The organism is Bacillus sonorensis NBRC 101234 = KCTC 13918 (genome assembly GCF_001592005.1).
In the GTDB taxonomy this organism is placed as follows: domain Bacteria; phylum Bacillota; class Bacilli; order Bacillales; family Bacillaceae; genus Bacillus; species Bacillus sonorensis.
This window is the reverse complement of sequence record NZ_BCVZ01000027.1, coordinates 13,639-36,929: the sequence shown is the minus strand read 5'-3', so window position 1 is coordinate 36,929 and position 23,291 is coordinate 13,639. Positions and strand designations below refer to the sequence as shown.

Annotated in this window: 27 protein-coding genes and 1 pseudogene; 18 read left to right on the top strand and 10 right to left on the bottom strand. The window is 46.4% G+C overall.

Going from position 1 to position 23,291, the window contains the following annotated elements:
• The first annotated feature begins 30 nt into the window (after positions 1 to 30).
• The gene (locus BTR1S_RS19885) at positions 31 to 1,506 is read left to right on the top strand and encodes an extracellular solute-binding protein (RefSeq protein WP_029418765.1); all 1,476 of its coding nucleotides are present in this window, start codon (positions 31 to 33) and stop codon (positions 1,504 to 1,506) included.
• Between the two features lie 48 nt (positions 1,507 to 1,554).
• Here the strand turns inward: BTR1S_RS19885 and BTR1S_RS19880 are convergent, their stop codons facing one another.
• Together BTR1S_RS19880 and BTR1S_RS19875 are read right to left on the bottom strand one after the other, a co-directional pair.
• Positions 1,555 to 2,169 (bottom strand): TetR/AcrR family transcriptional regulator, encoded by a 615-nt coding sequence (locus BTR1S_RS19880; protein WP_029418766.1) that lies wholly within the window; start codon positions 2,167 to 2,169, stop codon positions 1,555 to 1,557.
• A complete protein-coding gene (locus BTR1S_RS19875; protein WP_029418767.1) occupies positions 2,123 to 3,391 on the bottom strand; it encodes an MFS transporter in 1,269 nt (422 codons plus the stop codon). The genes BTR1S_RS19880 and BTR1S_RS19875 overlap by 47 nt, the downstream gene beginning before the upstream one ends.
• Before the next feature lie 156 nt (positions 3,392 to 3,547).
• On the opposite strand from BTR1S_RS19875, the gene BTR1S_RS19870 reads away from it, so the two are divergent.
• The 6 genes from BTR1S_RS19870 to BTR1S_RS19845 all read left to right on the top strand — a co-directional run bounded on the left by BTR1S_RS19870 (position 3,548) and on the right by BTR1S_RS19845 (position 9,807).
• Positions 3,548 to 4,126: an NAD(P)H-dependent oxidoreductase gene (locus BTR1S_RS19870; protein ID WP_006639876.1), complete on the top strand. Its 579-nt coding sequence runs from the start codon at positions 3,548 to 3,550 to the stop codon at positions 4,124 to 4,126.
• An 11-nt stretch (positions 4,127 to 4,137) separates the two neighbouring features.
• Positions 4,138 to 4,758 carry an NUDIX hydrolase gene (locus tag BTR1S_RS19865; RefSeq protein ID WP_029418768.1) on the top strand — a complete coding sequence of 207 codons (621 nt, stop codon included), beginning with the start codon at positions 4,138 to 4,140 and terminating at the stop codon, positions 4,756 to 4,758.
• Positions 4,759 to 4,767: 9 nt separating this feature from the next.
• Entirely contained in the window at positions 4,768 to 5,304 is a 537-nt protein-coding gene (locus BTR1S_RS19860) for a YfiT family bacillithiol transferase (protein ID WP_029418769.1), read from the top strand.
• Between the two features lie 210 nt (positions 5,305 to 5,514).
• Complete coding sequence (mprF, locus tag BTR1S_RS19855) at positions 5,515 to 8,055, top strand: bifunctional lysylphosphatidylglycerol flippase/synthetase MprF (RefSeq protein WP_029418770.1); 2,541 nt, start codon at positions 5,515 to 5,517, stop codon at positions 8,053 to 8,055.
• 149 nt (positions 8,056 to 8,204) lie between these two features.
• Entirely contained in the window at positions 8,205 to 9,104 is a 900-nt protein-coding gene (locus BTR1S_RS19850) for a PhzF family phenazine biosynthesis isomerase (protein WP_029418771.1), read from the top strand.
• Between the two features lie 118 nt (positions 9,105 to 9,222).
• Entirely contained in the window at positions 9,223 to 9,807 is a 585-nt protein-coding gene (locus tag BTR1S_RS19845) for a nitroreductase family protein (RefSeq protein WP_029418772.1), read from the top strand.
• Positions 9,808 to 9,841: 34 nt separating this feature from the next.
• Here the strand turns inward: BTR1S_RS19845 and BTR1S_RS19840 are convergent, their stop codons facing one another.
• The 4 genes from BTR1S_RS19840 to BTR1S_RS19830 all read right to left on the bottom strand — a co-directional run bounded on the left by BTR1S_RS19840 (position 9,842) and on the right by BTR1S_RS19830 (position 11,976).
• Positions 9,842 to 10,036: a YfhD family protein gene (locus BTR1S_RS19840; RefSeq protein WP_029418773.1), complete on the bottom strand. Its 195-nt coding sequence runs from the start codon at positions 10,034 to 10,036 to the stop codon at positions 9,842 to 9,844.
• Positions 10,037 to 10,106: 70 nt separating this feature from the next.
• Entirely contained in the window at positions 10,107 to 10,220 is a 114-nt protein-coding gene (locus BTR1S_RS22245) for a YfhE family protein (protein WP_006639869.1), read from the bottom strand.
• Between the two features lie 65 nt (positions 10,221 to 10,285).
• The gene (locus tag BTR1S_RS19835) at positions 10,286 to 10,825 is read right to left on the bottom strand and encodes a GNAT family N-acetyltransferase (protein ID WP_029418774.1); all 540 of its coding nucleotides are present in this window, start codon (positions 10,823 to 10,825) and stop codon (positions 10,286 to 10,288) included.
• 251 nt (positions 10,826 to 11,076) lie between these two features.
• On the bottom strand, positions 11,077 to 11,976 hold the full coding sequence (locus BTR1S_RS19830) for a TIGR01777 family oxidoreductase (protein WP_029418775.1): 900 nt from the start codon (positions 11,974 to 11,976) through the stop codon (positions 11,077 to 11,079).
• A gap of 69 nt (positions 11,977 to 12,045) precedes the next feature.
• Between BTR1S_RS19830 and recX the strand changes: the two genes are divergently transcribed.
• Together recX and BTR1S_RS19820 are read left to right on the top strand one after the other, a co-directional pair.
• On the top strand, positions 12,046 to 12,837 hold the full coding sequence (gene recX / locus BTR1S_RS19825) for a recombination regulator RecX (RefSeq protein WP_029418776.1): 792 nt from the start codon (positions 12,046 to 12,048) through the stop codon (positions 12,835 to 12,837).
• Between the two features lie 4 nt (positions 12,838 to 12,841).
• Entirely contained in the window at positions 12,842 to 13,156 is a 315-nt protein-coding gene (locus BTR1S_RS19820; protein WP_029418777.1) for a YfhH family protein, read from the top strand.
• A 30-nt stretch (positions 13,157 to 13,186) separates the two neighbouring features.
• On the opposite strand, the gene BTR1S_RS22240 is transcribed toward BTR1S_RS19820, so the two are convergent.
• Both BTR1S_RS22240 and BTR1S_RS19815 read right to left on the bottom strand, forming a co-directional pair.
• Positions 13,187 to 13,357, bottom strand: a complete 171-nt coding sequence (locus BTR1S_RS22240; RefSeq protein WP_006639864.1) for a YpzG family protein — start codon at positions 13,355 to 13,357, stop codon at positions 13,187 to 13,189.
• Between the two features lie 25 nt (positions 13,358 to 13,382).
• Positions 13,383 to 13,532: a small, acid-soluble spore protein K gene (locus tag BTR1S_RS19815; protein ID WP_006639863.1), complete on the bottom strand. Its 150-nt coding sequence runs from the start codon at positions 13,530 to 13,532 to the stop codon at positions 13,383 to 13,385.
• 130 nt (positions 13,533 to 13,662) lie between these two features.
• Between BTR1S_RS19815 and BTR1S_RS19810 the strand changes: the two genes are divergently transcribed.
• The 5 genes from BTR1S_RS19810 (at position 13,663) to BTR1S_RS19790 (ending at position 19,201) form a co-directional block, all read left to right on the top strand.
• Positions 13,663 to 13,932 (top strand): YfhJ family protein, encoded by a 270-nt coding sequence (locus BTR1S_RS19810; protein ID WP_029418778.1) that lies wholly within the window; start codon positions 13,663 to 13,665, stop codon positions 13,930 to 13,932.
• Positions 13,933 to 13,970: 38 nt separating this feature from the next.
• Positions 13,971 to 15,080 (top strand): NAD(P)/FAD-dependent oxidoreductase, encoded by a 1,110-nt coding sequence (locus tag BTR1S_RS19805; protein ID WP_029418779.1) that lies wholly within the window; start codon positions 13,971 to 13,973, stop codon positions 15,078 to 15,080.
• Positions 15,081 to 15,295: 215 nt separating this feature from the next.
• On the top strand, positions 15,296 to 16,255 hold the full coding sequence (locus tag BTR1S_RS19800) for a glycosyltransferase family 2 protein (protein WP_006639860.1): 960 nt from the start codon (positions 15,296 to 15,298) through the stop codon (positions 16,253 to 16,255).
• Positions 16,224 to 16,625 (top strand): GtrA family protein, encoded by a 402-nt coding sequence (locus tag BTR1S_RS19795; RefSeq protein WP_029418780.1) that lies wholly within the window; start codon positions 16,224 to 16,226, stop codon positions 16,623 to 16,625. The genes BTR1S_RS19800 and BTR1S_RS19795 overlap by 32 nt, the downstream gene beginning before the upstream one ends.
• Positions 16,622 to 19,201 carry a YfhO family protein gene (locus BTR1S_RS19790; protein ID WP_029418781.1) on the top strand — a complete coding sequence of 860 codons (2,580 nt, stop codon included), beginning with the start codon at positions 16,622 to 16,624 and terminating at the stop codon, positions 19,199 to 19,201. Before BTR1S_RS19795 ends, BTR1S_RS19790 begins: the two co-directional genes overlap by 4 nt.
• Here the strand turns inward: BTR1S_RS19790 and BTR1S_RS19785 are convergent.
• Entirely contained in the window at positions 19,198 to 20,181 is a 984-nt protein-coding gene (locus BTR1S_RS19785; protein ID WP_006639857.1) for a metal-dependent hydrolase, read from the bottom strand. The two genes, BTR1S_RS19790 and BTR1S_RS19785, sit on opposite strands and share 4 nt — an antisense overlap.
• A gap of 212 nt (positions 20,182 to 20,393) precedes the next feature.
• Between BTR1S_RS19785 and mutY the strand changes: the two genes are divergently transcribed.
• Positions 20,394 to 21,479, top strand: a complete 1,086-nt coding sequence (mutY, locus tag BTR1S_RS19780; RefSeq protein ID WP_029418782.1) for an A/G-specific adenine glycosylase — start codon at positions 20,394 to 20,396, stop codon at positions 21,477 to 21,479.
• Between the two features lie 25 nt (positions 21,480 to 21,504).
• On the opposite strand, the gene yfhS is transcribed toward mutY, so the two are convergent.
• Positions 21,505 to 21,729: a mother cell protein YfhS gene (yfhS, locus tag BTR1S_RS19775; protein WP_006639855.1), complete on the bottom strand. Its 225-nt coding sequence runs from the start codon at positions 21,727 to 21,729 to the stop codon at positions 21,505 to 21,507.
• A gap of 80 nt (positions 21,730 to 21,809) precedes the next feature.
• On the opposite strand from yfhS, the gene fabL reads away from it, so the two are divergent.
• From fabL to BTR1S_RS19760, 3 genes and pseudogenes are all read left to right on the top strand, one after another.
• Complete coding sequence (gene fabL, locus BTR1S_RS19770) at positions 21,810 to 22,562, top strand: enoyl-[acyl-carrier-protein] reductase FabL (protein ID WP_006639854.1); 753 nt, start codon at positions 21,810 to 21,812, stop codon at positions 22,560 to 22,562.
• Positions 22,563 to 22,645: 83 nt separating this feature from the next.
• Positions 22,646 to 22,795: pseudogene (locus BTR1S_RS19765) on the top strand (gamma-type small acid-soluble spore protein); the annotation flags it as partial.
• Positions 22,796 to 22,967: 172 nt separating this feature from the next.
• The gene (locus tag BTR1S_RS19760; protein ID WP_006639852.1) at positions 22,968 to 23,213 is read left to right on the top strand and encodes a YgaB family protein; all 246 of its coding nucleotides are present in this window, start codon (positions 22,968 to 22,970) and stop codon (positions 23,211 to 23,213) included.
• Positions 23,214 to 23,291: the final 78 nt, after the last annotated feature.

Below are 23,291 nucleotides of genomic sequence, written 5' to 3'. Positions count from 1 at the left end.
CGTTGTCTTTTTTAGAAACGGAGGGGTAGCATGAAAAGGTTATTTTGTTTGGTATTGGTGTTCGTCTTATCGGCCGGCTGCGCCCATGATCAAAAAGCGGCAAATGAAGAGGAATCGGTGCTTCAGCTTGACTGGCTTGTTCCGCTTCATACCCCACAGCCGCCGACAGGCAAAGCGCTGGCCGTCATTGAAGAAAAAACGAAGACAAAGCTTGACCTCATGTGGGTTCCTGATTCAACAAAGGAAGAACGGATCAATACTGCGCTTGCCGGCAGCAACATGCCCAAAATCATCACCCTGCCTGACCTTGAGGATTCGGCTGTCATCAGCGCTTTGCGCTCGGGGATGTTTTGGGAAATCGGTCCGTATTTGAAAGACTATCCGAATTTAAAAAAAATGGATAAAACCATTTTAAAAAATATCTCGATCGATGGCAAAGTGTACGGGATTTATCGTGAAAGACCTTTGGCCAGGCAGGGCGTTGTGATCCGGAAAGACTGGCTTGACAACCTCGGATTAAAAATGCCCGAGACTGTGGAAGATCTCTACGACATAGCCAAAGCTTTTACAGAGCAGGATCCTGATCAAAATGGAAAAGACGATACGATCGGTCTTGCCGATCGTCATGATTTGACATTCGGGGCGTTCAAAACGCTCGCATCGTACTTCGGCGCACCGAACGAGTGGGGTGTGGATAAAAACGGGAGGTTGTATCCCGATTTTAAGAGCGGCGCTTATCAGGAGACGATGACATATATGAGAAGGCTTTATAAGGCCGGGCTGATGAACGGTGATTTTGCGGTGACCGGCAAAACGCAGCAGCAGGAACTGGTGATCCAAGGAAAAGCGGGGATCTACATTGGAGCGATGAGCGATGCAATGAATTTGCGGGATCAGGGTAAAAGTCTGAACGCCGGGCTTGAGCTTGATATCACAAACCGCATCAAAGGCCCTGACGGACAGGAGCACACATGGGCGCTCGGCGGCCATGGCGGCATGTTTGCCATTTCAAAATCAACCGTCAAGTCTGAAGGGGAGCTTAAAAAGATCCTTGCCTTTTTTGACCGGATCGCTGAGGAGGACCTTAACCATTTAATGGTATACGGCATTGAAGGCGTACACTATGAAAAGAAGGGAAATCAGCAATATATTCGAAAACAAGAAAACTATCGTGTATGGGAGGCGGACATTCAGCCGCTCCAGCAGCTTATCGGCATCAATAAGCATGCTTTGAAGAGCGCTGAAGACCCGCTGCGCGCCAAACATGAACAACTGGAAAAGGACAACCGCGCAATCGCCGTCCTCAATCCGGCCGAACCGCTTCATTCCGATACACAGACGGACAGGGGAACAGAATTAAAAAAGATCATCGATGATGCGACATTTCAATTTATTCTCGGAGAAATCGATGAACAGGGCTTTACTGAAGCCGTGGAGAAATGGGAGCGCCAAGGCGGAATGGAGATCATCAAAGAATTAAATACAGCCGCCACAAAGATAAATTAAAATCTGAAAAACCCTTCCTCATCTGACGGAAAGGGTTTTTTCAAGGGCTCATTGGACTTGGAGAACATGCCTCAGGTAGAGTTTTAAAGCTTCAATTTGCCCCGGTGTGTCTGCTTCCGTTTTTCCTAAATAAATGGTCTGCATCACAATGGTGTCATTCATGGCGATGAAAAATTTTGTGATTGTTTCAGGCGGCTGCAGCAGATTGAATTCTCCGCTGTCCGCCCCTTTTTTCAAAAGCTCAGTAAAATGGGCGGTAAATGTTTCATATCTTTTCATCAGATACGTTTTCCGTTCTTTGTTCCGCCAGCTTGTAAAGAAATATTCAAACTGCACGGGTGCGAATGATTCCGCTATGTCATCAAGCCCCTTTTTTACATCATCGAGATAGGAGAGTATGATCTTCCATACACTTTTTTCCGAATGTCCGCGTTCTTTTAAATAGGTTAAAAAATCATCCAGATGTTCTTCAATGATGTCTTTGAACATATCTTCTGTGTTTGAAAAATAAAGGTACACGCCCCCACGGCTGAAGCCGGATTCCTCAACAACATCTTTCATTGTTGTCATCTCAAAGCCTTTTCGCTTAAAGACTCGTTCAGCAGCTTTCAAAATGTCAGTCTTCCGTTTGTCTTTCTGTTCCTTCGTGAGTTTCGGTGACAATGGATGCCCCCCTTTCTTTGGACCATATCATAATGGCTGCTCCAAAAGCCGTCAGCAGACTTCCGGAAAGGATAAATGCGCTCTTGACGCCGGCCCATTGTGCGAGAAGTCCGCCGCCGGCCATTCCCGCTACAGAGCCCAAAGTGGTCAAGCTTTGAACGGTTCCAAAAACGCGCCCAATGTACGCTGAATCAACCGTTTGCTGTGTGAGAATATGAAAGGGGATGTAAACGAGTGTAAATCCGGCCCCTCCGATCAAAAAAACAATAGGAAATAAAATGTACAGCCATTCCTCAGTCCGGCCTGTGATCAATGGCGCGCTTCCGATCGAAATCCCGAGCAGCATGGAACCAGTAATAAAGCAGCTTAAAAACGATCGAATTGTGATTTTCCCGAGTAAGGCGGTCATTGACAGCATCCCTGTTCCGCTTGCAGCTATGCAAAACCCGAGCAGTTCGGCCGGCGCTCCGGGCAGCTCTCTGATCAGAACGGCAATCTGTGAATCTGCCATTTGCAGCACCAAAATGACAAAAAAGGAAACGGCCAAGCCTGTCAAAAGCAAGCTGTTTTTCTGAATAAGAACAAGACCTTGTGTAAAATCCGCAAGCATCCGGACGCGGGGCTTCCCCTCGGCATCAATTCGTTCAAAAAAGCGGTCTTTTGGCAAAGCTGACAATAAAAGCCCGGAAAAAAGAAACAGCGCCGCATTGAAATAAAAGGATAAATCGATGCCGAAGGCCGCGATTAATCCCCCGCCTAAAGCAGGCCCTAATATTTTGCTGCCTTGATCAACCATTCCGCTGACGGAAACGGCTTGCTGCATATTTGGACCGGGGATGATTTCTTTTAATTTACCATTTTTGGCTGGGGTGAAAAAAGCGGAGCATGAGCTAAGGAGTAATAATAAAACGTAAATGTGCCAAATGGACCCGGCAAATAACATCATAAAAGCTATGCAGGAACGACCGATTTCAGAGATCATCATGATCGTTTTTCGGTTATAGCGGTCAGCCAGCACGCCTGCCAACGGCCCGATTCCAATTGCGGGAACAGCAAAGCATATCATTAAAGCGGACATTTCCAAAGAAGAGGCATGAAACTGAAATCCGGCTAAACTTAAAACCGCCAGCAGCTGAATCCAATCGGCAAAGTTGGAAAGAATTTGCGAGCCGATAAGAATATTAAAAGGTTTGTTCAGCCCCAGCCTGTTTTCAACGCTCATAGTTCCTCCTTTTAAAACGACACATGTGTCGTTTTTATTTTTATTTTACCAAAACATCTTTTGGAATCAAAGCTTAATTTCTTTAAAACATGTAAAATAAACAATATAATTCCACCAGGTGGTTCTTTTCAAATAATCTAGAGAGGAGAAGCGAACATGCAGGTTGCCGTCATATACGCACACCCCGATCCAAACAGTTTTAACGGTGCGATTCTTAAACGGGTCGTACAGGCGCTTGAGGATGGAAAGCATTCTTATACTGTCATCGATTTATACAAAGAACAGTTTAATCCTGTTCTCGTATTCAATGAAAAGAAAAGGCGGTCAGATTTAAAGAACGACCCTGAAACAGCGAAATACCGGAGCATCATAAAAAACGCTGATCACCTCATTTTGATTTATCCGTTGTGGTGGGGTGGAATGCCGGCGATTTTAAAAGGTTTCATTGACCGGGTATTTGTCGCAGGTGAAGCTTATACTTATCAAGGAAAGCTGCCGAAAGGGCTCTTGAAGGCGCGCTCGGCTTCCGTCTATTACACGGCTGACGCTCCAGGCTGGTATTTGCGGTTTTGGAGGCGGGACGCAGACTGGATTACGGTCAAAGACAACATCTTGAAGTTTTGCGGCGTCCGGCAAGTCAAACGGTTCTTATTGCCGGAAGTGAAAGACAGCACAGCGGAAAAACGGAAAAAATGGCTTGACCGCGTATATCATTCGGCATCTTTTATATCGTGAGGGGGATGATGATGGAAAAGAAGATGAAATGGCTGGACTGGGCGAAGGAAATCCAGGCGCTCGCCCAAGCCGGGCTCGCCTATACAAAAGATGAATTTGACAAGGAGCGTTTTATTCGGCTTCGCGAGATCAGCTGTGAAATGGTCGCTGAATACGCAGAAACCGATTTTTTGAAAGTGAAACAACTTTTTGCTGATGAATCGGGTTATCAAACGCCGAAAGTGGATGTCCGCGCCGTCATTTTTAAAGAAGGCGGGCTCCTTCTCGTTCAGGAAAAAGCAGACGGCAAATGGGCTCTGCCGGGCGGCTGGGCTGATATCGGGCTTACCCCGAAAGAAATTGCCGTCAAGGAAGCATTCGAAGAAACAGGCTTTAAAGTTGAAGCGAAAAGACTGTTGGCGGTCATGGATAAAAAGCGCCACAATCATCCCCCGTCCGCCTATCATGTCTATAAAATGTTTATCGCCTGTGATATTGTTGGAGGAAAGGCAGCCGCCGGAACCGAAACGAAAAACGTTGATTTTTTCTCACTGGAGAACCTGCCTGAATTATCAGAGGCGAGAAATACATACGAACAGATTGCGTTTCTTTTTCAGGAGACAAACGCTTCCCATCCGGTGTACTGTGATTAAAAGGGGGAAATCAAACTGGAACAGTTCAAATATCCGATCGGGGCATTCACCGCTCCGCAGAAAACGGACGAGCACGAGCGCGCGGCATTGATCGAAGCGCTGAGACAGGCGCCTGCTTTGCTGAAAGAAGCCGTTCAAGGATTGAATGATCAACAACTGGACACGCCGTACCGGAAAGGGGGGTGGACGGTTCGCCAGGTCGTCTCCCACCTGGCCGACAGCCATTTGAACGGCTATATTCGCTGTAAACTGGCATTGACGGAAGATGTGCCGCTGATTCGAACGTTTGATGAGCAAAACTGGGCGGGGCTGACCGACTCCCTCACATTTGCCCCCAATTTGTCAATTGAGCTTTTGGAATCGCTGCACAATCGCTGGGCCGCTCTTTTTGAAGCATTGCAAGAAGCGGATTACCAGAAAGCGTATCTTCATCCAGACAGCCGGGAAGAAATCAGCCTTCATCATGCGCTTTCCCTCTATGTTTGGCATTCGAAGCACCACATTGCCCATATCACGTCGCTCAGGGAAAGAATGGGCTGGGCCTGAAGCAAAACGCGCGCTTTGCGCGTTTTTTTATTGCCGATGGTTGTCTGATTTCAGCTATGATGGTTAAAACTGTGAAAGAATCGGCAGCCGTTTGGTATATCGCTTTTTTTAGCGGATGTTTTAAAGTAATATGGTTGAGGGTAATCAATTGATCCAATTACCTGGAAACCGCCGTGTTTACGGCACGTACATATGAAAGAAGAGGTTTTTATGAAAAAAAGTGCGCTGTCAGTCTTGAGAATTATATTTCCGGTCGCCGTTCTGCTGCTGGTCATTTACCAGGCAAAACAAGAACTGTCCGGTCTATCTTTTAAAGAAACTATGCTGATTATAAACGATGTAGAAAGAAGCAGCCTGTTTATCTTGATCTTTATCGGCTTCATTGCCATTTTGGCCATGTCTTTATACGATTTTGTTCTTGTCCGTTCCCTCGGGATGAGGATTTCCAAATGGAAAACGGTCAAGATTTCATGGATCGCCAATTCTTTTAACAATGTTCTCGGATTCGGCGGCCTGTCAGGCGCAGGTTTACGAACGATCCTTTATAAAGAGCATGTCAGCGATGTCAAACGGCTGATTAAGGGTATCGCGTCACTGGCAACTTCCGTTCTTCTCGGCCTGTCCGTTCTCAGCATTTTCGTCCTGATCAAGCTGATTTCTCCGGGGAATCTGCTTGTTGAAAAGACGTGGCTCTTTCTGAGCGTCATCGGAATGGCGCTGATCGTCCCCGTTCTGATCATCCTTTTCTTGATCAGAAGAAGAAACATGGCTGGGATGAGACCGTCCGTCTTTTTTTCATATTTAGGGGCATCTGTCGTTGAATGGATCGCGGCGGGGATTGTCATGTATTTTTCCCTTGTGACCTTGGGAGTCGAACTGGACGCAAGAATCGTGCTGGGCGTCTTTACGATCGCTTCCGTCGCCGGTATGATCAGCCTCGTCCCCGGCGGATTCGGTTCGTTTGATTTGCTTTTTTTAGTCGGACTGAATCAATTTGGCGTCGATAGTGAAATCACGCTGACGGCCATCGTTCTTTACAGGCTCGCGTATTCATTTATTCCATTTGGAATCGGCCTGATTTTGGCGGCTGTTGACATGACGGGGAATACGATGAAAAAGCTTGAAGAAAAGCCGATTATTGCCCCGGCAATTGAAACGACCAACATTCTGCTCGTTTTACACAGAGCGTTGCTGCTCCGTTTGCTGAATGGCTCGCTTGCTATTATTTCATTTTGCTGCGGAGCGGTAGTCCTTGCGTCGGCTGCGCTGCCGATTGACAGGAGCATGCTCATACCAGACCTTTCCCGCCATGCGCTGACGGTGTTGAACGGCCTGTCTATCAGCTTTGGTTTAATCCTGCTGATCGTTCCGCTGGAGCTTTATAAGCGGACAAGGCGTTCCTTGTATATGACGCTGACCGCTTTGGTGTTTGCTTTTGTGTTCAGTCTTTTTAAAGGTTTTAATATCAGCGCGGTATTTATCATTCCTCTCGTGTTCATCCTGTTCATTTTGCTGCGCGGGCAATTTACGAGAGAGCGGGCTGTCTACTCATTTGCACAAATGGCATGGGCGGGGTTTATCTATCTTTTCGCCCTTTTAAACTACAATATCATTGCCTCCGTTATCTGGGAGAGGCTTGGACATGTTCTTGTAAAGGAATATTACATCCACAGTGAACAGCATGTTAATTATACGACAATGTTTGCTTTATTTTTTGTTCCGGTGTTTTGCGTCATTTTTATTTGGCAGTTCAACAGAAAGGTAAAGCCGATCGGCGAAGAGCCCGATTTTGCAAAGCTGGAGCAATTTTTAAACGAAAAGGGCGGGAACGCTTTAAGCCATTTAGGCTTCCTGGGAGATAAGCGGTTTTTCTATTCCAGCGACGGCAATGCGCTGATTCAATTCGCCAAAATCGGCCAGCGTCTCGTCGTTCTCGGTGATCCGTCAGGCCAAAAAGAATCCTTTCCGCTCATTTTAAAAGAATTTCTTCATTTGGCTGATCAAAAAGGGTATCTCGTCACCTTCTATCAGATTGAGCGGGAGGATATGGGGCTCTATCATGATTTCGGCTACCGCTTCTTTAAGCTTGGAGAAGAAGCGATTGTCGATCTCAATCCGTTCACGATTAAAGGGAAAAAGCGGGCCGGATTAAGGGCGATCTACAATCGTTTTGAGCGGGAAGGGTATACGTTTCATGTCGAACAGCCGCCGTTTTCCCATGAATTTCTCCAGCAACTGAAAGACATATCTGATGAGTGGCTCGGACGAAAAAAGGAAAAAGGCTTTTCACTCGGATATTTTAAGGAAGAATATTTGCAGAAGGCGCCGATCGCCGTATTGAAAGATAAGGAAGGCGAAATCGTCGCTTTTATGAATATCATGCCGATGTACCAGGAAGGCGAGATTTCTATCGATTTGATGCGCTATTCGCAAGACGCCCCGAAGGGCATTATGGATGCGCTGTTTATTCATCTGTTTCAATGGGGCAAAGAACAGGGCTATACCGCGTTTAATATGGGGATGGCCCCGCTCTCAAACGTCGGCACGTCCTTTCAGTCATTTTGGACGGAGCGGCTCGCCGCCGTGATTTTTAACAATGTCAGATATATGTACAGTTTCAGCGGCCTGCGCTCTTTCAAAGAAAAATACAAACCGGTTTGGCGCGGAAAGTATTTGGCCTACAGAAAAAACAGATCCCTTCCGGCCACGATGTTTCTCGTGACGAGGCTGATCGGGAGAAGGACGAAGTGACGACTGGTTTTGATTAGCGGTATAGACCAACGAAAAAGCTGTCTCTCATGCATAGAAGACAGCTTTTTTCGTTCGGCTGCCGGATTCGATTCAAAAATCAAAATATTCCGCTTATAATAAACAGGAAGCCAGATACCAGGGGGATCCATATGAAACAAGTCGAAGTTCTCAGATATGATGCATTTTCCAAAGCCGCGGATAAAGGAAATCCGGCGGGGATCGTGCTTGAAGGAAGCCATTTGACTGATGAAGAGATGCAGAAGATTGCCGAAAAAGCAGGATATAACGAAACGTCTTTTTTACTGTCAAGCCAGTCGGCTGACATTCGCATCCGTTATTTTACGCCAGGGCATGAAATGAATTTATGCGGCCATGCGACCGTGGCCTCTCTTTATGCGCTTTATGAGAAAGGCGAGGTCGGAGCAGGCGAGGAGCTGAAGATTGAGACAAAGGCGGGAAATCTCACAGTTAAAACGGATTATTCTGAGGAAGAACAGCGTTTTTTTATGACATTGGAGCAGGCTCCGCCGGAATTTCGCCCATTTACCGGAGACCGGGCAAAATTGGCCGGAGCCCTTGGCATTACTGAAGCTGATTTTCATGATGCTTTGCCGCCAGTATACGGAAGCACAGGGATTTGGACGCTGCTGGTACCTGTGCAAAGCTTGGATGCATGCCGGAAGATGGAGCCGGACAATTCAGAGTTCCCAGCGATTTTGACGGACATGCCCAGCGCTTCTGTCCATCCTTTTTCTTTAGAGACGATCCATCAGGACAGCCACCTTCACGGCAGGCATTTCTCTTCGCCATATTCCGGGACAATTGAAGATCCTGTTACAGGAACGGCTTCCGGGGTGATGGGGGCTTATATGAAAATATACGGCCAGCCATTTTGTGAAGCGGATCAAAAGGAGTTTCTGATCGAACAGGGGCAGGAAATCGGCAAGGACGGCAGAGTGAAAATCGGAGTTCTCGAAGAAAATGGCCGGATGAAGGTGCTGATGACGGGAACGGCCGTTTTTGCGGAAAAGCGGGTAATCGACATTTAAAATTCCGGCCGCTCAGGATGGAGGGCCTCCGGTTGAACAGGCGGTTTATCATTGAAAACGTGATGATAAACGATTATAATCAACAATGATAATCATTTTCATTTGAGGAGGCGCTTATATGAGCGATACCTTGCAAGCTAAAAAAGGCAGCGTTCGTGAAACAATAAGAAATAGAAGAACGATACGAAAATTTACACATGATCCCGTGCCTAAAGAGCTTGTCCTTGAGCTGCTCGAAGACGCGGTTTATGCGCCCAACCACCGGCTGACCGAGCCGTGGCGGTTTATTTATATCGGTACTGAGAGCGGAAAAAAGAAGCACGCCGACAATTTAGATGCGGTATTGAAGGAAATAAAGCCCAATCGGACGGAAGAACAAATTAAAAAATTCAGGAAGCATATCATGAGTGTCCCGGCGTTTCTTTTTGTCGTTGTAAAAGAAGATGAAAATGAACGGGCCAGAAATGACGATTTCGCAGCTGTCAGCTGTTTGATCCAAAACCTTCAGCTTCTCGCCTGGGAAAAGGGAATCGGGATGGTATGGAAAAGCGGAGAGATCCTTTATAATCGTAAACTGCAGGAATTAATGGGGCTGAACAGTAATGAACGGTTTGCCGCTCTTTTGCAGATCGGCTATCCGGCGGAAATACCCGAAGCGCAAACAAGGACACCCGCAAAGCAGCTTCTTACGGAGCTTTCTTAAAGAAGAAAGCCCTGCTAACAGGGCTTTCGAAATGCTACTTTGACTGCCGCTCTTTGGCGCGGTTGTCAGCTGCCTCCATGCGGCTTCGAGCTTCGCGGTCATCCTGATCGGCAAGCTCTGCAGAATATTCCTCATAAACGCCGTCAGTTTCTTTTTTATACTGATCAGGCACTTGGGGAAGCTTTTGTTTGTTTTTATCCCGGTTTTTGTGGATTGAATTTCTGCCCATTCGAAATCACTCCTCGTCATTAATCAGCCGGTCATCTGTTATTGTTCGCCGATCAGGCTGCCGCTATGCATTATGATTTTTCATTGGCGGCCCGCTTTGCTCTTTTAAATTCCCGCTGATACATGACTTCCTGCGTTTTGGTCAAGGTCGATTTAATTTGGTCACGCTTTTTCTTTTCAGCCATTTTTAAAGCCTCCTAAACATCAGATTTATTCACAGGCTGTCCGTTTTAGAGGCATTTATACCATGTTAGGCTTCTTTCAGCCGGCGGCTTCCGCCTTCAAACGCCCTCAGGCTGTGTAGAATATAGAGATCTTTAGGAATTTCAAATAAATGATAGGCGCCGCTGTCCGCGCTGTTCAGCCTGCCGGAGTCCGTCTGAACCGCGTATGGCAGCTTTTGTGCGGCTTTGAGGGAGCGGGTGTTTGTTTTTCTGATTTTCATGAAAACCGCCTCAATGTTTTGTTCATAAAAGAGCTCACAGAAGAATGCGTTTTTCACCCGCTGATTGTAGCCTTTTCCATGATAAGGCTTTCCGAGCCACGTCCCCAAAAACCCCTGCTGTTCCTCTAGTTCATATAAGCTGATGCAGCCGATCGGCTGGTTCCATTCATCAAGAATCGTGCGGGATATCAGTTTTCCCTGTTCTTCATCCTCGATGATGTTCTTGACGTGAAACATGTACTCTTCAATGGTCTCCGCCTTATTCCGGACAAAAGGAAAAACCTCAGGGTGTGTCATCAGCTCAAAAAGCGCATGGCAGTCGTTCATTTCACGTTTTTTCAGCATGGGAGCCCCTCCTTCACGCGAGGGCGGCGGTTGATAACTGAAAAAAGTCGCTTGCTCCACCCTCGAAATTTTTTAATATGCGAATCGGCTTGCCTGTACATTAAAAAATTCGGGGTGGGAATCGAACCCACTAAAACCAGAGATCTGGTGGCGCACCATTTGCCTTCCCTATTCATATCAGCTGTAACGAATTGTTCTATATTTTACGCCGTGAAGATCGGAAAAGATACAAGGCGATTGCGGGAAAGTGCTTAAACAAGTAAATCGAGCAGGGCGTCTTCTATCGTTTGATAGCGGAAATGGTAGCCGTTTGAAAGGCTTTTCTCCGGAATGGCCCGCTGTCCTTTCAGGATGAGAAGACTCATTTCGCCAAGAACGGTTTTGAGCGCGAATCCAGGAACATGCAGCCAGTGCGGCCTGTTTTTCACCTTGGCGACCGTTTTTCCGAATGTCTCCATTCGCACGGGATTTGGAGCCGTGACATTGACCGGACCTGACAGATGGCTGTTTTGAATGGCGGATTGAATGATGCCGACAGCATCATCAATATGAATCCATGACATCCACTGGCGGCCGGAACCGATTCTGCCCCCGGCGAACCATTGATAAGGAAGCGCCATCTTCGAAAGAGCGCCGCCGTCTTTGCCGAGGACTACGCCAAAACGCATGCAGACGGTGCGGATTCCAAGCGCTTCGATTTGCTTTGCTTCTTTTTCCCAGGCGGCCGCCGTCCTGCTTAAAAAATCCCCGTCTGAAACAGACGATGTTTCTGTAAAAGTTTTGTCAGCACTCGTCCCGTAAATTCCGACCGCGCTTCCTTGAATATAGACATTCGGCTTTACCTTTTGCTCCTGAATGATGCGGGCGCTCTCTTTCACGGATTGAAGCCTGCTTTGCAAAATGACCGCCTTCGTTTTTTCGGTCCAGCGCCCGAAAATCGTCGCTCCGGCCAAATTGATCCACACCTCAATCTCAGGCAGCTCTCTTTCCGGCAGGGCGCCGTCATTTTGCCAAAGAACATATGAAATGTTTTTTTGTTCGGTTTCTGCCGGTTTTCTTGATAAAATATAGACGTGATGTCCTCCGGCGGTTAACGCTTTAATCAAATGTTTTCCGATAAAACCAGTTCCGCCGGCAATCGCAATATTCATCATGATCTCTCCCTTTTGGTGATCCTTTACCTTATTGTAAAAAAAGAAAACGAGAGAAGGGAGCTTTTTATGCCGTATATCACTAAAATTTCCGCCCAGAAAAACAATAAAGACCGGGTCAATATTTTTCTGGACGAAAAATACGCGTTCAGCGTCGATATGGATGTTCTCGTCAAGTTCGATCTGCGAAAAGGAAAACTGCTTGATGAGCTTGACGTCATCGAAATCCAGTATGGAGATGATATTAAAAAGGGCTTTAACAAAGCGCTCGATTATCTCTCATACAGGATGCGCTCGACAAAAGAAGTCAAAGACCATCTCAAGAAAAAAGGCGTCGCAGATTCTGCGGTGACAGAAATCATCCATATGCTAAAAAGCCATAAATATTTGGACGATCGGGAATTTGCGGCCGCTTATGTCAGCACCCACCGCAAAACGAGCGGCAAAGGCCCGGACGTCCTATACAAGGAGCTTCAATTAAAAGGAATCGATGAAGACCTGATTCAGGAAGCATTGCGTTCATTTACATTTTCCGAGCAGGTTGCAGCCGCTGTAAAGCACGCCGAAAAACTGCTCAAAAAAGGAAAAAAGCTATCCTCAAGAGAGACAAAACAAGCGATCGAACAGCAGCTCATCCGGAAGGGATTTTCCTTTGAAGCGATCAGTGCGGCTCTTTTGGAAATCGATTATGAAAATGATGACGATTCGGAAAGAGAAGCGCTGGACAAGCAGGGAGAAAAAGCGATGAGGCGCTATCATTACGACGGTTCTTATGAAACGAAAATGAAGGTCAAACAGTTTTTGTTCAGAAAAGGATTTTCGCTTGATATGATCGATCAATATCTAGATGAAAAGGGATGAAAACATGGAGAAAAGATACAGTGACATGACAGCGGCCGAATTGCAAAGGGAGATCGGGAACCTTACCGAAAAGGCGAGAAAGGCGGAACAGATGGGGATCGTTAATGAGCTTGCCGTCCATGAGCGGAAAATCGCGATGGCAAAGGCATACCTGTTAAATCCGGCGGATTTTAAGCCAGGCGAAGTATACGAAATTGAAGATGCGGGAGAGGATTTTTATATCCGCTACTTAAACGGCGTTTTTGCCTGGGGGCACCGCGCAGCAACACCTGATGCTGAAGAGGCGCTGCCGATTTCACTATTAAAGGAAAAGGATTAAGGACAAGCTTAACCCTTTTCCTATTGGCGGCTACCTTGTGCGGATGCGCGTATTGCGCTGGAGAATGATCAAGTCCTGGGTCTGCTGCGTTTCTCCGTTGACCTGTGCGCGAGCATGCTTCGTGTTCGCCCATGGCTGCGGATAATTCTGCATTTTCATCTGGTTAAAATCGTTTGTATACGGTTTACGGTTTGCACACAAAGAAACTCACTCCATCCAGAAAAATTTAGCGTTTGCCGGAAGCTCTCATTCTTTCTTGCGGGTGGGTATTTGTGCTTCCGTCAGGGCGCTTTGAAGCAAAATCATCTTTGGCCCGGGGCTCACCTTCAAATTTATTGTTGTTCATGTTCGGAAAGCCTCTTGCTTTATTCCGCATCTTTTTAGGCTCCTCCATTCAAGTCCAAAATGTTTGCGTCTTCGCTTCAGAAGACGTAATGTTAGTATATGAAAAGGATGACGTTTTCAAAAAGAAAGTTTTTTCCTAAGGGAAGGAGGGAATATTCAAGGTGGAAGGACACTTTGAAAAGCTGACAAATGCGCTTCTTGAAAAGAACCATATGCTGAGCTACGCACAGGCGAGAACATGGGTTGAACTGCTATGGGAAGACTTTGAATCGACATTTGCCAAAGCCGGCCATCCATATAGAGGAAAAGAACTGACAGAGCGCGTCGTTTTAGAATGGATTGACCACTATGGCAGCCATCTGCATTTATTCCAGACCGACAAATCTTCTTTTCAAGATTTATTCTCTACAGACAACGGACTGCTGCATTAATGTTTCTTCATCTGAATGTATGAAAGGAATGTGATGAAATGAAAGCAATCGTCATCGGCTCGGGGATTGCCGGCGCAAGCGCCGCATATCATCTCGCGAAAAAAGGAGCGGAAGTATCGATTCTGGATGAAGGACATGAAGGGCAGTCAACCAAAGCGGGGGCAGGAATCATCTGTCCGTGGTTTTCTTCCAGGAGCGAAGAATGGTATCGTCTCGCAAAAGCAGGCGCCGCATATTATCCCTCTCTTGTTTCACAGCTTGAAGGAGATGGGGAAACTGATGTGGGCTACGCGAAAACCGGCGCGCTGCGGGTCAGCGGAGACATTGATGCCCTCGACCGAATTGAAAGAAAATTAAGAGAACAAAAGCGTGAAGCGCCAGAAGCCGGCGACATCGCCCGTTTATCAAACGATGAAGCAAAACGGCTTTTTCCGCCGCTTGCTGAAGGACTTAAAGCGATTTATGTGTCAGGAGCGGCCCGCGCTGACGGCCATCTGCTCCGGAATGCGCTTCTTTCGGCGGCCAAAAAGTGCGGCGCCGTCTTGGTGAACGGTAAAGCAGAGCTCTCTGTTGAACAGGGCGCAGTAAAGGGCGTCACCATAAACGGCCGCCTGATGTCCGCAGACGCGGTGATATTGGCTGGAGGCGCCTGGACGAATCAACTGCTTCAGCCTTTGGGCATCCGGCTTCCTTTGGAGCCCCAGCGCGGCCAGATCGTTCATTTGAAGCTTCAGGGGCATGAGACTGGAAGTTGGCCGGTCATTTTGCCTGATACAGACCACTACATCGTCTCATTTTCCGGTTCGCGGGTTGTGGCAGGAGCGACACGGGAAACCGGCTCCGGATTCGATTACAGGATCACCGCCGGAGGGATGCAGGAAGTGTTGGCTGAAGCCTTGTCCATTGCCCCTGGGCTTCATGGCGCCACCCTGGAAGAAATAAGAGTCGGATTCCGTCCGTTTACAAAGGATTATTTGCCTCTTCTCGGATATATTCCGGGACCTAAAGGTTTGATCGCAGCCACAGGTTTCGGGCCTTCCGGTTTAACGATCGGCCCTTATGCCGGTTCACTCGCCGCTTCTTTGGCGTTTGGGGAAAAGCCGGCACTTGATATGGATCAATATTTTCCAGTAAGACAACTATCATAAAAATGGGAAACTAACCCTTGTTCTTCGCTATTTTTCCTGATGGGATATCATTTTTTGCCACTTGTTCATAGATGTTTGATATAATGACAAAATAATCTTGTAGAAAATAGTGCCGCATACCTACGGCTTTCTTTTTGCTGTAATAAGGTGTGCGTAAAGTATCCTGCTCAGCATGCCGGATGCGAGTTTATTATGTCCAAAAGAGGTGCCTTTAAGTGAAGAAAGGATTCGTTTCAATTATTATTCCTTCCTATAATGAAGCAAGCAACATTAAACTGATTTATGAATCATTAAGGAACGAATTTCAATCCATTGAGTATGATTATGAAATTTACTACATAAATGACGGCAGTACAGATCAAACTTTGGAGGAAATAAAAAATCTGGCAGAAAAAAACGAGCGGGTGAAATATATTTCATTTTCAAGAAACTTCGGCAAGGAAGCGGCCATTCTCGCCGGATTTCAACACGCCAGGGGCGATGCGGTCGTTGTGATGGACGCTGATTTGCAGCATCCGACATACCTTCTCCACGATTTTATTAAAGGGTTTGAAGAAGGCTATGATCAAGTAATCGCCCAGCGGAACCGCAAGGGAGACAATCCGATCCGTTCCTATCTGTCATCGCTTTATTACCGTTTTATCAACAAAGCGGTTGAGGTTGATTTGCGGGACGGTGTCGGCGACTTCCGCCTGTTAAGCAGAAAAGCCGTGAACGCGCTCTTGAAACTCAGCGAAGGAAACCGTTTTTCAAAAGGTTTGTTTTGCTGGATCGGCTTTGATCAAAAAATTATTTATTATGAAAATGTCGAGAGGAAAAACGGAAAATCAAAGTGGTCGTTCCGCCACCTGTTGAACTATGGGATCGACGGGATCGTTTCGTTTAACAACAGACCGCTGAGAATTTGCTTCTACACCGGCATCTTCATTCTTTTTCTGTCGCTGATCTATATTATTGCAACGTTCATTCGGATACTAAAATACGGCGTGATCGTTCCGGGCTATTTTACAATCATTTCTGCGGTTTTGTTTCTTGGCGGCGTTCAGCTCCTCAGCCTCGGGATCATCGGCGAGTATATCGGGAGAATCTACTATGAGACGAAGAAGCGGCCTCATTATTTAATACAGGAGGCAAACATCGGGCATGGAGAAGCTCATGAAAAAAATGAATCTTGAATTTATTCGTTTCGCCATTGTCGGCGTCTTGAATACATTGAATTACTATGTAGTTTATTTGCTGCTGCATTTTGTGCTGCATATTGATTACATGGGATCACACATTGCCGGTTTTCTTGTCAGCCTTGTCATTTCATTTTTCTTGAATTGCTATTTTACATTTAAAACCAGACCGACTCTTGCGAAGTTTTTGCAGTTTCCGCTGACACAGCTGTTCAATTTGGCCGCGTCTTCTTTGTTTATGTATGTTTTTGTCAACCTTTTAAAAATGAACAGTGCGGCAGCACCGCTGGCTTCCATGTTTTTAACCGTTCCTCTGACATTTTTGCTGACAGGAAAGATTTTGAAAAGAGACAGGGGAAAAGTATGAAAAAAACAGCATTTTTATTTGTCATCTCAAGCTTTGTCATTTCTTTGGCCGCCCATTTGTTTTTTTTATATGAGTGGACCGAAGATCGCTACATGGTAGGGAACGGCGACGGGCTTGCGCAAATGGTCATTTTTAAGTCATTTCTATTTGACCAGTATAAACAAGGCAACTTTTTTTATTCCTATTCCTTCGGCCTCGGAGGCGGGATCTACAGCCAGCTTGGCTATTATTTCACGACATCTTTCGTGTTTATCGGTTCTGCGGTTGCCGTTTTTCTGCTGCAGCTTTTTCATATGGCGGGGGATGCCGATCCGCTGTTTTGGGCGAATGCCGCGGTCTTTATCAGCATTGTCAAGCTGAGCCTCATCATCTTGATCACTTCCTATGCGTTTTTCTATATGGTAAAACATAAAGCGGCCGCCTTTACAGGTGCCGTTTTGTACGGAACATCGGTCATCTATTTCCGCCATACGGTATTCTGGGAATTTTTCAGCGATGCCATGCTATGGGTGCCTTTGCTTGTCGTCGGCGCCGAAAAAATCATCAGGGAAAAGCGTCCCGGCCTGTTTATCATTGCCTGTTCTTTGACGCTGTTCAACAATTTTTATTTTGCTTATATCAACCTGATTTTCATTGCGATCTATGTCATTTTCCGCTGGCTGATCCGGCTTTATGACCGCGAGGCGTCAAAGTGGGAGCAATTCAGGCTGTTTGCGGTATCGTGTCTGATCTCCTTTGGAGTCAGCGCTGTTTCCTTTGTCCCTGCCGTATACGGCTTTTTGAACAATTTGCGGCCGCCGTACGACCAGACGATCGCGATGTACGATTTCACGGATGACATCTTGTTTTCAAGCCGCATCATCCTTCTGCCGGCAGCCTTTGTCCTGTTTTTGTTTGTCCTTTCATTTTACAAAAACAAAACATTCAGGCTGTTTGCCGGAATCAGCGTTGTATTGGGGCTTCTCCATTTCAGTCCGATCGCTGCGAGCGCATTTAACGGCTTCTCCGCCCCTCAGAACCGATTTGAATATTTGCTCGCATTTACGATTGGCGCGGCCGTGGCCGCCGGCTTGACGGAGATCAAAAACATAAAGCGAAAAGAAATCGCATGGTCATGCCTGCTTACCCTTCTTGTGTACATAGCCGTCATCCGGTACGAAGATGTTGATTTATCATTGCTGAAAAATTGGGGCATCCTTGCTCTGCTCTTTTTGGCAATCGCCGCTTTTGCGGCTGTTGGTTTAAGATATAAAAAATCGCTGTTTTTTTTGAACGGCTGTATATTGGTTTCGACGGTTTTGATAGCCAACGTATATGAAAAATACGTCCTTTCAGAAGGAAGCGATATAAAAAGTGTTTCGAAAGACTATATGACAAGCAATGACTACGACGGGGAAGAACAGCGCAAACTCCTGCAAAACATGAAAAAAGACGACGGCGGAGACCCGTATACAAGGATCGACTGGATGAACGGCGTTCGCAACAACACGCCGCTGATCCAGGATTTCAACGGCTTCAGCGCGTATTCGAGCATTCTTAATCAAAACCTTCTGCTATTTTATTGGAAAGACCTTGAGGTCGACATGGGAAGGGAAAGTGTCAGCCGCTACGCGACAATGGGCGGCCGCGCCAATTTATACAGCCTGCTGTACGGGAAGTACTACATGAGGGAAAAAGAGAACGCGTCTGACGCGCCATACGGATTTGAGAAAGCGGACGAGTCGCAGCATTATGCTGTATTTAAAAACAAATATACACTGCCGTTCATCCGTACGGCTGATACCGCTTTTTCAGAAAGAGATTTGTCGGGGGCGCCCGCATTGGCTAAAGAACATGCGATGCTGGAGGGAATCGTTTTAGAAAACCCTGATCAAAAAGCGAAGCCTCCGAAAGCTCCTGATTTGATCAGACAGACGAACGTAAGCATGAAAGGGGCAACCTATAAAAACGGCGTGCTGCATGTCACAGCGGAAAACGGCGGAATCGATCTCATCCCTCCCGGAGACGTCCCGAAAGAGGGCGACTACTATGTCAGCTTTTACTTGAAGAGCCTTGCCAAAGACCAGTTCTTCAACTTGAAAGTCAATGACTATGTCACGTCAAGAAAATCAAATCAGTCGATCTATAAAACGGGAATCTACGATTTGACGATCAGGGTGCCGAAGGCGGATAAGATTTCGATCCGGCTGCCGGAAGGAACGTACAAACTTGATGATCTCGAACTGTATCAGGAGAATTATCAAGCCCTAAAAAAAGCGGCAGCGAAAAAGGCGCCGTCTGCGCATATGACGTGGGAACAAAATAAATTGTCGATCAGCTATCAAAACTTAAACAAAGACCGCTATATGGTGCTCCCGATCCCATTTGAAAAAGGCTGGGAAGTCACGGTGAACGGTAAAAAACAAACCGTTCAAAAGGCAAACTATTCCTTCATCGGCTTCACTGTCGATAAAGGGGAAAACGACATACAGCTCGTATATGAGCCGCCGTACTTCAAAGAAACACTCGCTATCACCATCATCAGTCTTGGCGCAGGTATATGGTACAGCCGGAGAAGAAAAAAGCTTGGCTCTTAAACAGAGCCAAGCTTTAATTTTTTCTGAAGCTTTTCTTCGCTGAAAATCCACCCTGTATAGGATGTGATTAATTCCATGGTGTCCCGGTCGATATGGGCGATGGCAACAAACGGATAGTGCCCTTTGCTGCGGTATCTCAAATCGATGAACCGGACTTCATAATGGTCTTGATACGTATCGATTTCCCATTTGTAGACAGGGGAAAAAGAAAGAAAAGCAGAAATGTTTTTATCTTGTTTTGCCGCTTTCATAACAGATGATTCGGGAACCGGCACCCTGTTGAACGTATCGACGATAACGACGTTTCCGTCGATGCTTCTGCCGACGTAAAAAGCGGATTTTGCCTTGACGGCGATTCGCCACTGTCTGAATTTCATTGTCGGCGAGATGATGATTTCTTCAATATCATCGATTTTCTGGCGAAGCGATTGCTTGATCCGCCTTTGCATCCAAAATCTCAACAGGTAGTATCCCGCCAGGATGATGTAGAGGGCTAAAAACGTATAGCCCTGATGCCCGCCCGCCAGCCAGACGGCGATGGCCGCAAGATGGCTCACGAAGATAAACGGATCAAATGTATTAATCAACCCAAGCGCCACCCATTTTCTTGAAAACGGTCTGATCGCCTGGGTGCCGTACGCATTGAAAATATCGACGAACACGTGCAATGCGACTGCGGCGAGCGTCCACAGCCAAAGATGCAGCAGGTTCGCTCCCGGATAGAACAAATACAGAATCCCCGGAAACAATATAGACCAAATGAGGACGGCGGGAATTGAATGTGTCAACCCTCTGTGATGCCTTATATAAACAGCGTTGTTTTTCAATTTTAAAATCGTATCGATATCAGGAGCCTGTGATCCGGCGATGGTCGCAATCATTACGGCCTGAGCCATAGAAGGATCCATGCCGACGACGGGATCCAACGTTGCGATGCCGCCGAGCGCAACACCCATGACAACGTGTGTGCCAGTATCCATTGGTGACCTCCCCTAACGGTGTTTGAAAATCATGTTTTGTTATACCTTAACCTGTACGCCGTCCCAATTCATGTCCTGAAATATTTAACGCTTTTTCTTTCCCCACTTTTCATGTAACATGTTTATCGTGTATGCATTTAGTTTACAACAAAAAGCCAAAAGAACAAAAGTGCAGTGTGTTAATGTGACGAGGACAGGCAAGGAGAAGTTTCATGATTGATTTGAAAAAAAAATTAGAGCAAAAAAATATTCAACAGTTTCAAGAAGATTTAATTTCTTGGTATGAAAAAGAAAAACGGGATCTTCCCTGGCGTTCAGACACGGACCCTTATAAAATCTGGGTTTCGGAGGTCATGCTGCAGCAGACCAGGGTTGAAACGGTCATCCCTTATTTTAACAATTTTATCGACAAGTTTCCGAACATAAAAGCCCTCGCCGAAGCTGATGAAGAAAAAGTGCTTAAAGCATGGGAAGGACTGGGATACTATTCCCGCGTCCGGAATCTGCAAAGCGCAGTCAAAGAAGTGCATGAACGGTATGGCGGAGTTGTTCCTTCCTCAAAAGAGGAATTTGGCGGGTTAAAAGGAGTAGGCCCTTACACCAGAGGCGCGGTGCTGAGCATCGCCTACAATCAGCCGGTTCCGGCGGTGGACGGCAATGTGATGCGGGTGATGTCCCGGATTCTGTCCGTATGGGACGACATCGCAAAACCAAAGACAAAAACATTATTTGAAAACATCGTGGAAGCCTTTATGTCAAAAGATAAACCGTCTGAATTTAATCAGGGGCTGATGGAGCTTGGCGCGGTCATCTGCACGCCGAAATCGCCTTCCTGCCTTTTGTGCCCGGTCCGTGAACATTGCTCTGCTTTTGCTGAAGGGTGCGAAAAAGAGCTGCCCGTCAAAAGCAAAAAGAAGAAGCCCGGATTGAAAAGCCTTGCTGCCGTTGTTCTGACAGATGAAGAAGGTTATTTCTACATTCATAAAAGACCTGAATCCGGCCTGCTTGCGAATTTGTGGGAATTTCCAAATACAGAAACGCAAAAAGGCCTGAAAACAGAACGGGAGCAGCTTTCAGCTTTTCTGAAGGAACAAGCCGGAATCGAGGCCGACATCGGCCCGCTTGAAGGGATCGTTGAACACGTCTTTACACACCTTGTCTGGAACATTTCCGTTTTTTTCGGGAAAGTGCTGAATCAGCCGGATGGTACCTATTTGAAAAGGGTGACGAAAGAAGAGCTTGCTGAATACGCCTTCCCTGTGTCGCACCAGAAAATATGGAATATGTATATGAAATAGGCAGCTTGACTGTGAATGCTGCCCGTTAATCATAATGAATTTCAGTGCCGTGCGTATAGTCGGCTTCTTGGCGGCGGAGGCCGCCTCTGGCTTTAATTTCTTGTACAACCTCCACATATTCTTCATGCCCTTCCTGATTTAAAAAAGGCATCATTTGCTGGAAGGCGTGGTGGAAATAGAGGAGCTCCGCATCTTTCCATTCATGCTTAGGCGTTTGATCGAGCTCGCTCATGTCGCGTCCGACGTACATAAGGCGAAAGCCTCCTTTTGGTCTTGGATAACATTATTTTTAAACAGATTCAAATATCTATACTAGGAGATGAATGACAGATGGAACAAAGAAAATGTGCGCTGATTACAGGAAGCAGCAGGGGAGTCGGAAAAGCGGCGGCTCTCAGACTGGCGAAAAACGGCTACAATATCGTCATCAACTATGCAAGAAGCAAAAAAGCGGCAATGGAAACAGCTGAGGAAATCGAACAGCTCGGCGTAAAAGCACTGGTTGTTAAAGCGAATGTCGGCCAGCCGGCGAAAATTAAAGATATGTTTCAGCAAATTGAAGAAGCGTTCGGCAGACTTGATGTTTTTGTCAACAATGCCGCATCAGGCGTTTTGCGCCCTGTCATGGAGCTTGAAGAGAGCCATTGGGACTGGACGATGAACATCAATGCCAAAGCATTGCTTTTTTGCGCGCAAGAAGCGGCGAAGCTGATGGAAAAAACGGGCGGAGGCCATATTGTCAGCATCAGCTCCCTCGGTTCGATCCGCTATTTGGAAAACTATACGACAGTCGGCGTTTCCAAGGCGGCGCTTGAGTCATTAACGAGATATCTTGCAGTCGAGCTTGCTTCGAAAAACATCGTCGTCAACGCGGTATCCGGAGGTGCGATCGATACCGACGCGCTGAAGCATTTTCCAAACCGGGAAGAGCTTCTTGAGGATGCCCGTAAAAATACGCCGGCCGGCCGCATGGTCGAAATCGGCGATATGGTCGATGCCATCGAATTTTTGACGTCAGGAAAAGCGGATATGATCCGCGGACAGACGATCATTATCGACGGCGGACGCTCCCTGCTCGTTTAAATTTTTTTGCCTGAGTGAATAGGATATCACCCGTCTGCACAATCTAAGTGTCGTGGAGGTGATATACAATGGCTAACCAACAATCCAAAACAAACGCACAAAAAGTAAGACAACAAAACCAAGCTTCTGCTCAAGGTGGTCAGTTCGGCACTGAATTTGCCAGCGAAACTGACGCGCAGCAAGTGAGAAAAAATAACCAGCAAGCTGAGCAAAACAAACAGCAAAACAGCTAATCACTGAAACAGGAAAAAGCACTTCATGATCGGATGGGGTGCTTTTTTCTTTCCGCTTGTGATCCGACAAAACTTCCGAATCTTAGGCAGAATCAGTCAAAGGACATTCAGCAGGTATAGAGAAATGATACTTAGGCAATAAATGGAGTAGAGCAAAGAATGGAGGATATAAATGCCGGAATTTGAAAATTTGGTTCAAGGCCAGATGGAAATTATGGATAAGCTACTATATCTTCAAGCCGAGATTGAAAGATGCCAGCAAATCGAAAAAGAACTGATGGCCCTCGAAAAAAAAGCCCAGCTTTTATCGATTCGGGAAGACATATCTCAAAAGCGAAAAGACCTTGCCGCCATTCAGGATTTATTTCAAAAACAGACGGAACAGGTGATTCAGGCATATCAAAAAATTGAAGCCTGAGTTTTTTTTCCTGAAAAGAGCCATTCCTGTTCCGGAGTGGCTGTTTTATTTTCATTTTTTATTTTCAAACGTTATAAT

What these genes read in the sequence shown, in the direction of transcription:
- BTR1S_RS19875 (WP_029418767.1), bottom strand. Translation starts at nt 3,391, where the DNA reads ATGAGCGTTGAAAACAGGCTGGGGCTGAACAAACCTTTTAATATTCTT.
- mprF (WP_029418770.1), top strand. Translation starts at nt 5,515, where the DNA reads ATGAAAAAAAGTGCGCTGTCAGTCTTGAGAATTATATTTCCGGTCGCC.
- BTR1S_RS19885 (WP_029418765.1), top strand. Translation starts at nt 31, where the DNA reads ATGAAAAGGTTATTTTGTTTGGTATTGGTGTTCGTCTTATCGGCCGGC.
- BTR1S_RS19870 (WP_006639876.1), top strand. Translation starts at nt 3,548, where the DNA reads ATGCAGGTTGCCGTCATATACGCACACCCCGATCCAAACAGTTTTAAC.
- BTR1S_RS19835 (WP_029418774.1), bottom strand. Translation starts at nt 10,825, where the DNA reads ATGCTGAAAAAACGTGAAATGAACGACTGCCATGCGCTTTTTGAGCTG.
- BTR1S_RS19760 (WP_006639852.1), top strand. Translation starts at nt 22,968, where the DNA reads ATGCCGGAATTTGAAAATTTGGTTCAAGGCCAGATGGAAATTATGGAT.
- yfhS (WP_006639855.1), bottom strand. Translation starts at nt 21,729, where the DNA reads ATGTACGTCGGACGCGACATGAGCGAGCTCGATCAAACGCCTAAGCAT.
- BTR1S_RS19785 (WP_006639857.1), bottom strand. Translation starts at nt 20,181, where the DNA reads ATGGATACTGGCACACACGTTGTCATGGGTGTTGCGCTCGGCGGCATC.
- fabL (WP_006639854.1), top strand. Translation starts at nt 21,810, where the DNA reads ATGGAACAAAGAAAATGTGCGCTGATTACAGGAAGCAGCAGGGGAGTC.
- BTR1S_RS19805 (WP_029418779.1), top strand. Translation starts at nt 13,971, where the DNA reads ATGAAAGCAATCGTCATCGGCTCGGGGATTGCCGGCGCAAGCGCCGCA.
- BTR1S_RS19865 (WP_029418768.1), top strand. Translation starts at nt 4,138, where the DNA reads ATGGAAAAGAAGATGAAATGGCTGGACTGGGCGAAGGAAATCCAGGCG.
- BTR1S_RS19850 (WP_029418771.1), top strand. Translation starts at nt 8,205, where the DNA reads ATGAAACAAGTCGAAGTTCTCAGATATGATGCATTTTCCAAAGCCGCG.
- BTR1S_RS19795 (WP_029418780.1), top strand. Translation starts at nt 16,224, where the DNA reads ATGGAGAAGCTCATGAAAAAAATGAATCTTGAATTTATTCGTTTCGCC.
- BTR1S_RS19790 (WP_029418781.1), top strand. Translation starts at nt 16,622, where the DNA reads ATGAAAAAAACAGCATTTTTATTTGTCATCTCAAGCTTTGTCATTTCT.
- BTR1S_RS19815 (WP_006639863.1), bottom strand. Translation starts at nt 13,532, where the DNA reads ATGCGGAATAAAGCAAGAGGCTTTCCGAACATGAACAACAATAAATTT.
- BTR1S_RS19820 (WP_029418777.1), top strand. Translation starts at nt 12,842, where the DNA reads ATGGAGAAAAGATACAGTGACATGACAGCGGCCGAATTGCAAAGGGAG.
- BTR1S_RS22245 (WP_006639869.1), bottom strand. Translation starts at nt 10,220, where the DNA reads ATGGCTGAAAAGAAAAAGCGTGACCAAATTAAATCGACCTTGACCAAA.
- BTR1S_RS19840 (WP_029418773.1), bottom strand. Translation starts at nt 10,036, where the DNA reads ATGGGCAGAAATTCAATCCACAAAAACCGGGATAAAAACAAACAAAAG.
- BTR1S_RS19830 (WP_029418775.1), bottom strand. Translation starts at nt 11,976, where the DNA reads ATGAATATTGCGATTGCCGGCGGAACTGGTTTTATCGGAAAACATTTG.
- mutY (WP_029418782.1), top strand. Translation starts at nt 20,394, where the DNA reads ATGATTGATTTGAAAAAAAAATTAGAGCAAAAAAATATTCAACAGTTT.
- BTR1S_RS19845 (WP_029418772.1), top strand. Translation starts at nt 9,223, where the DNA reads ATGAGCGATACCTTGCAAGCTAAAAAAGGCAGCGTTCGTGAAACAATA.
- recX (WP_029418776.1), top strand. Translation starts at nt 12,046, where the DNA reads ATGCCGTATATCACTAAAATTTCCGCCCAGAAAAACAATAAAGACCGG.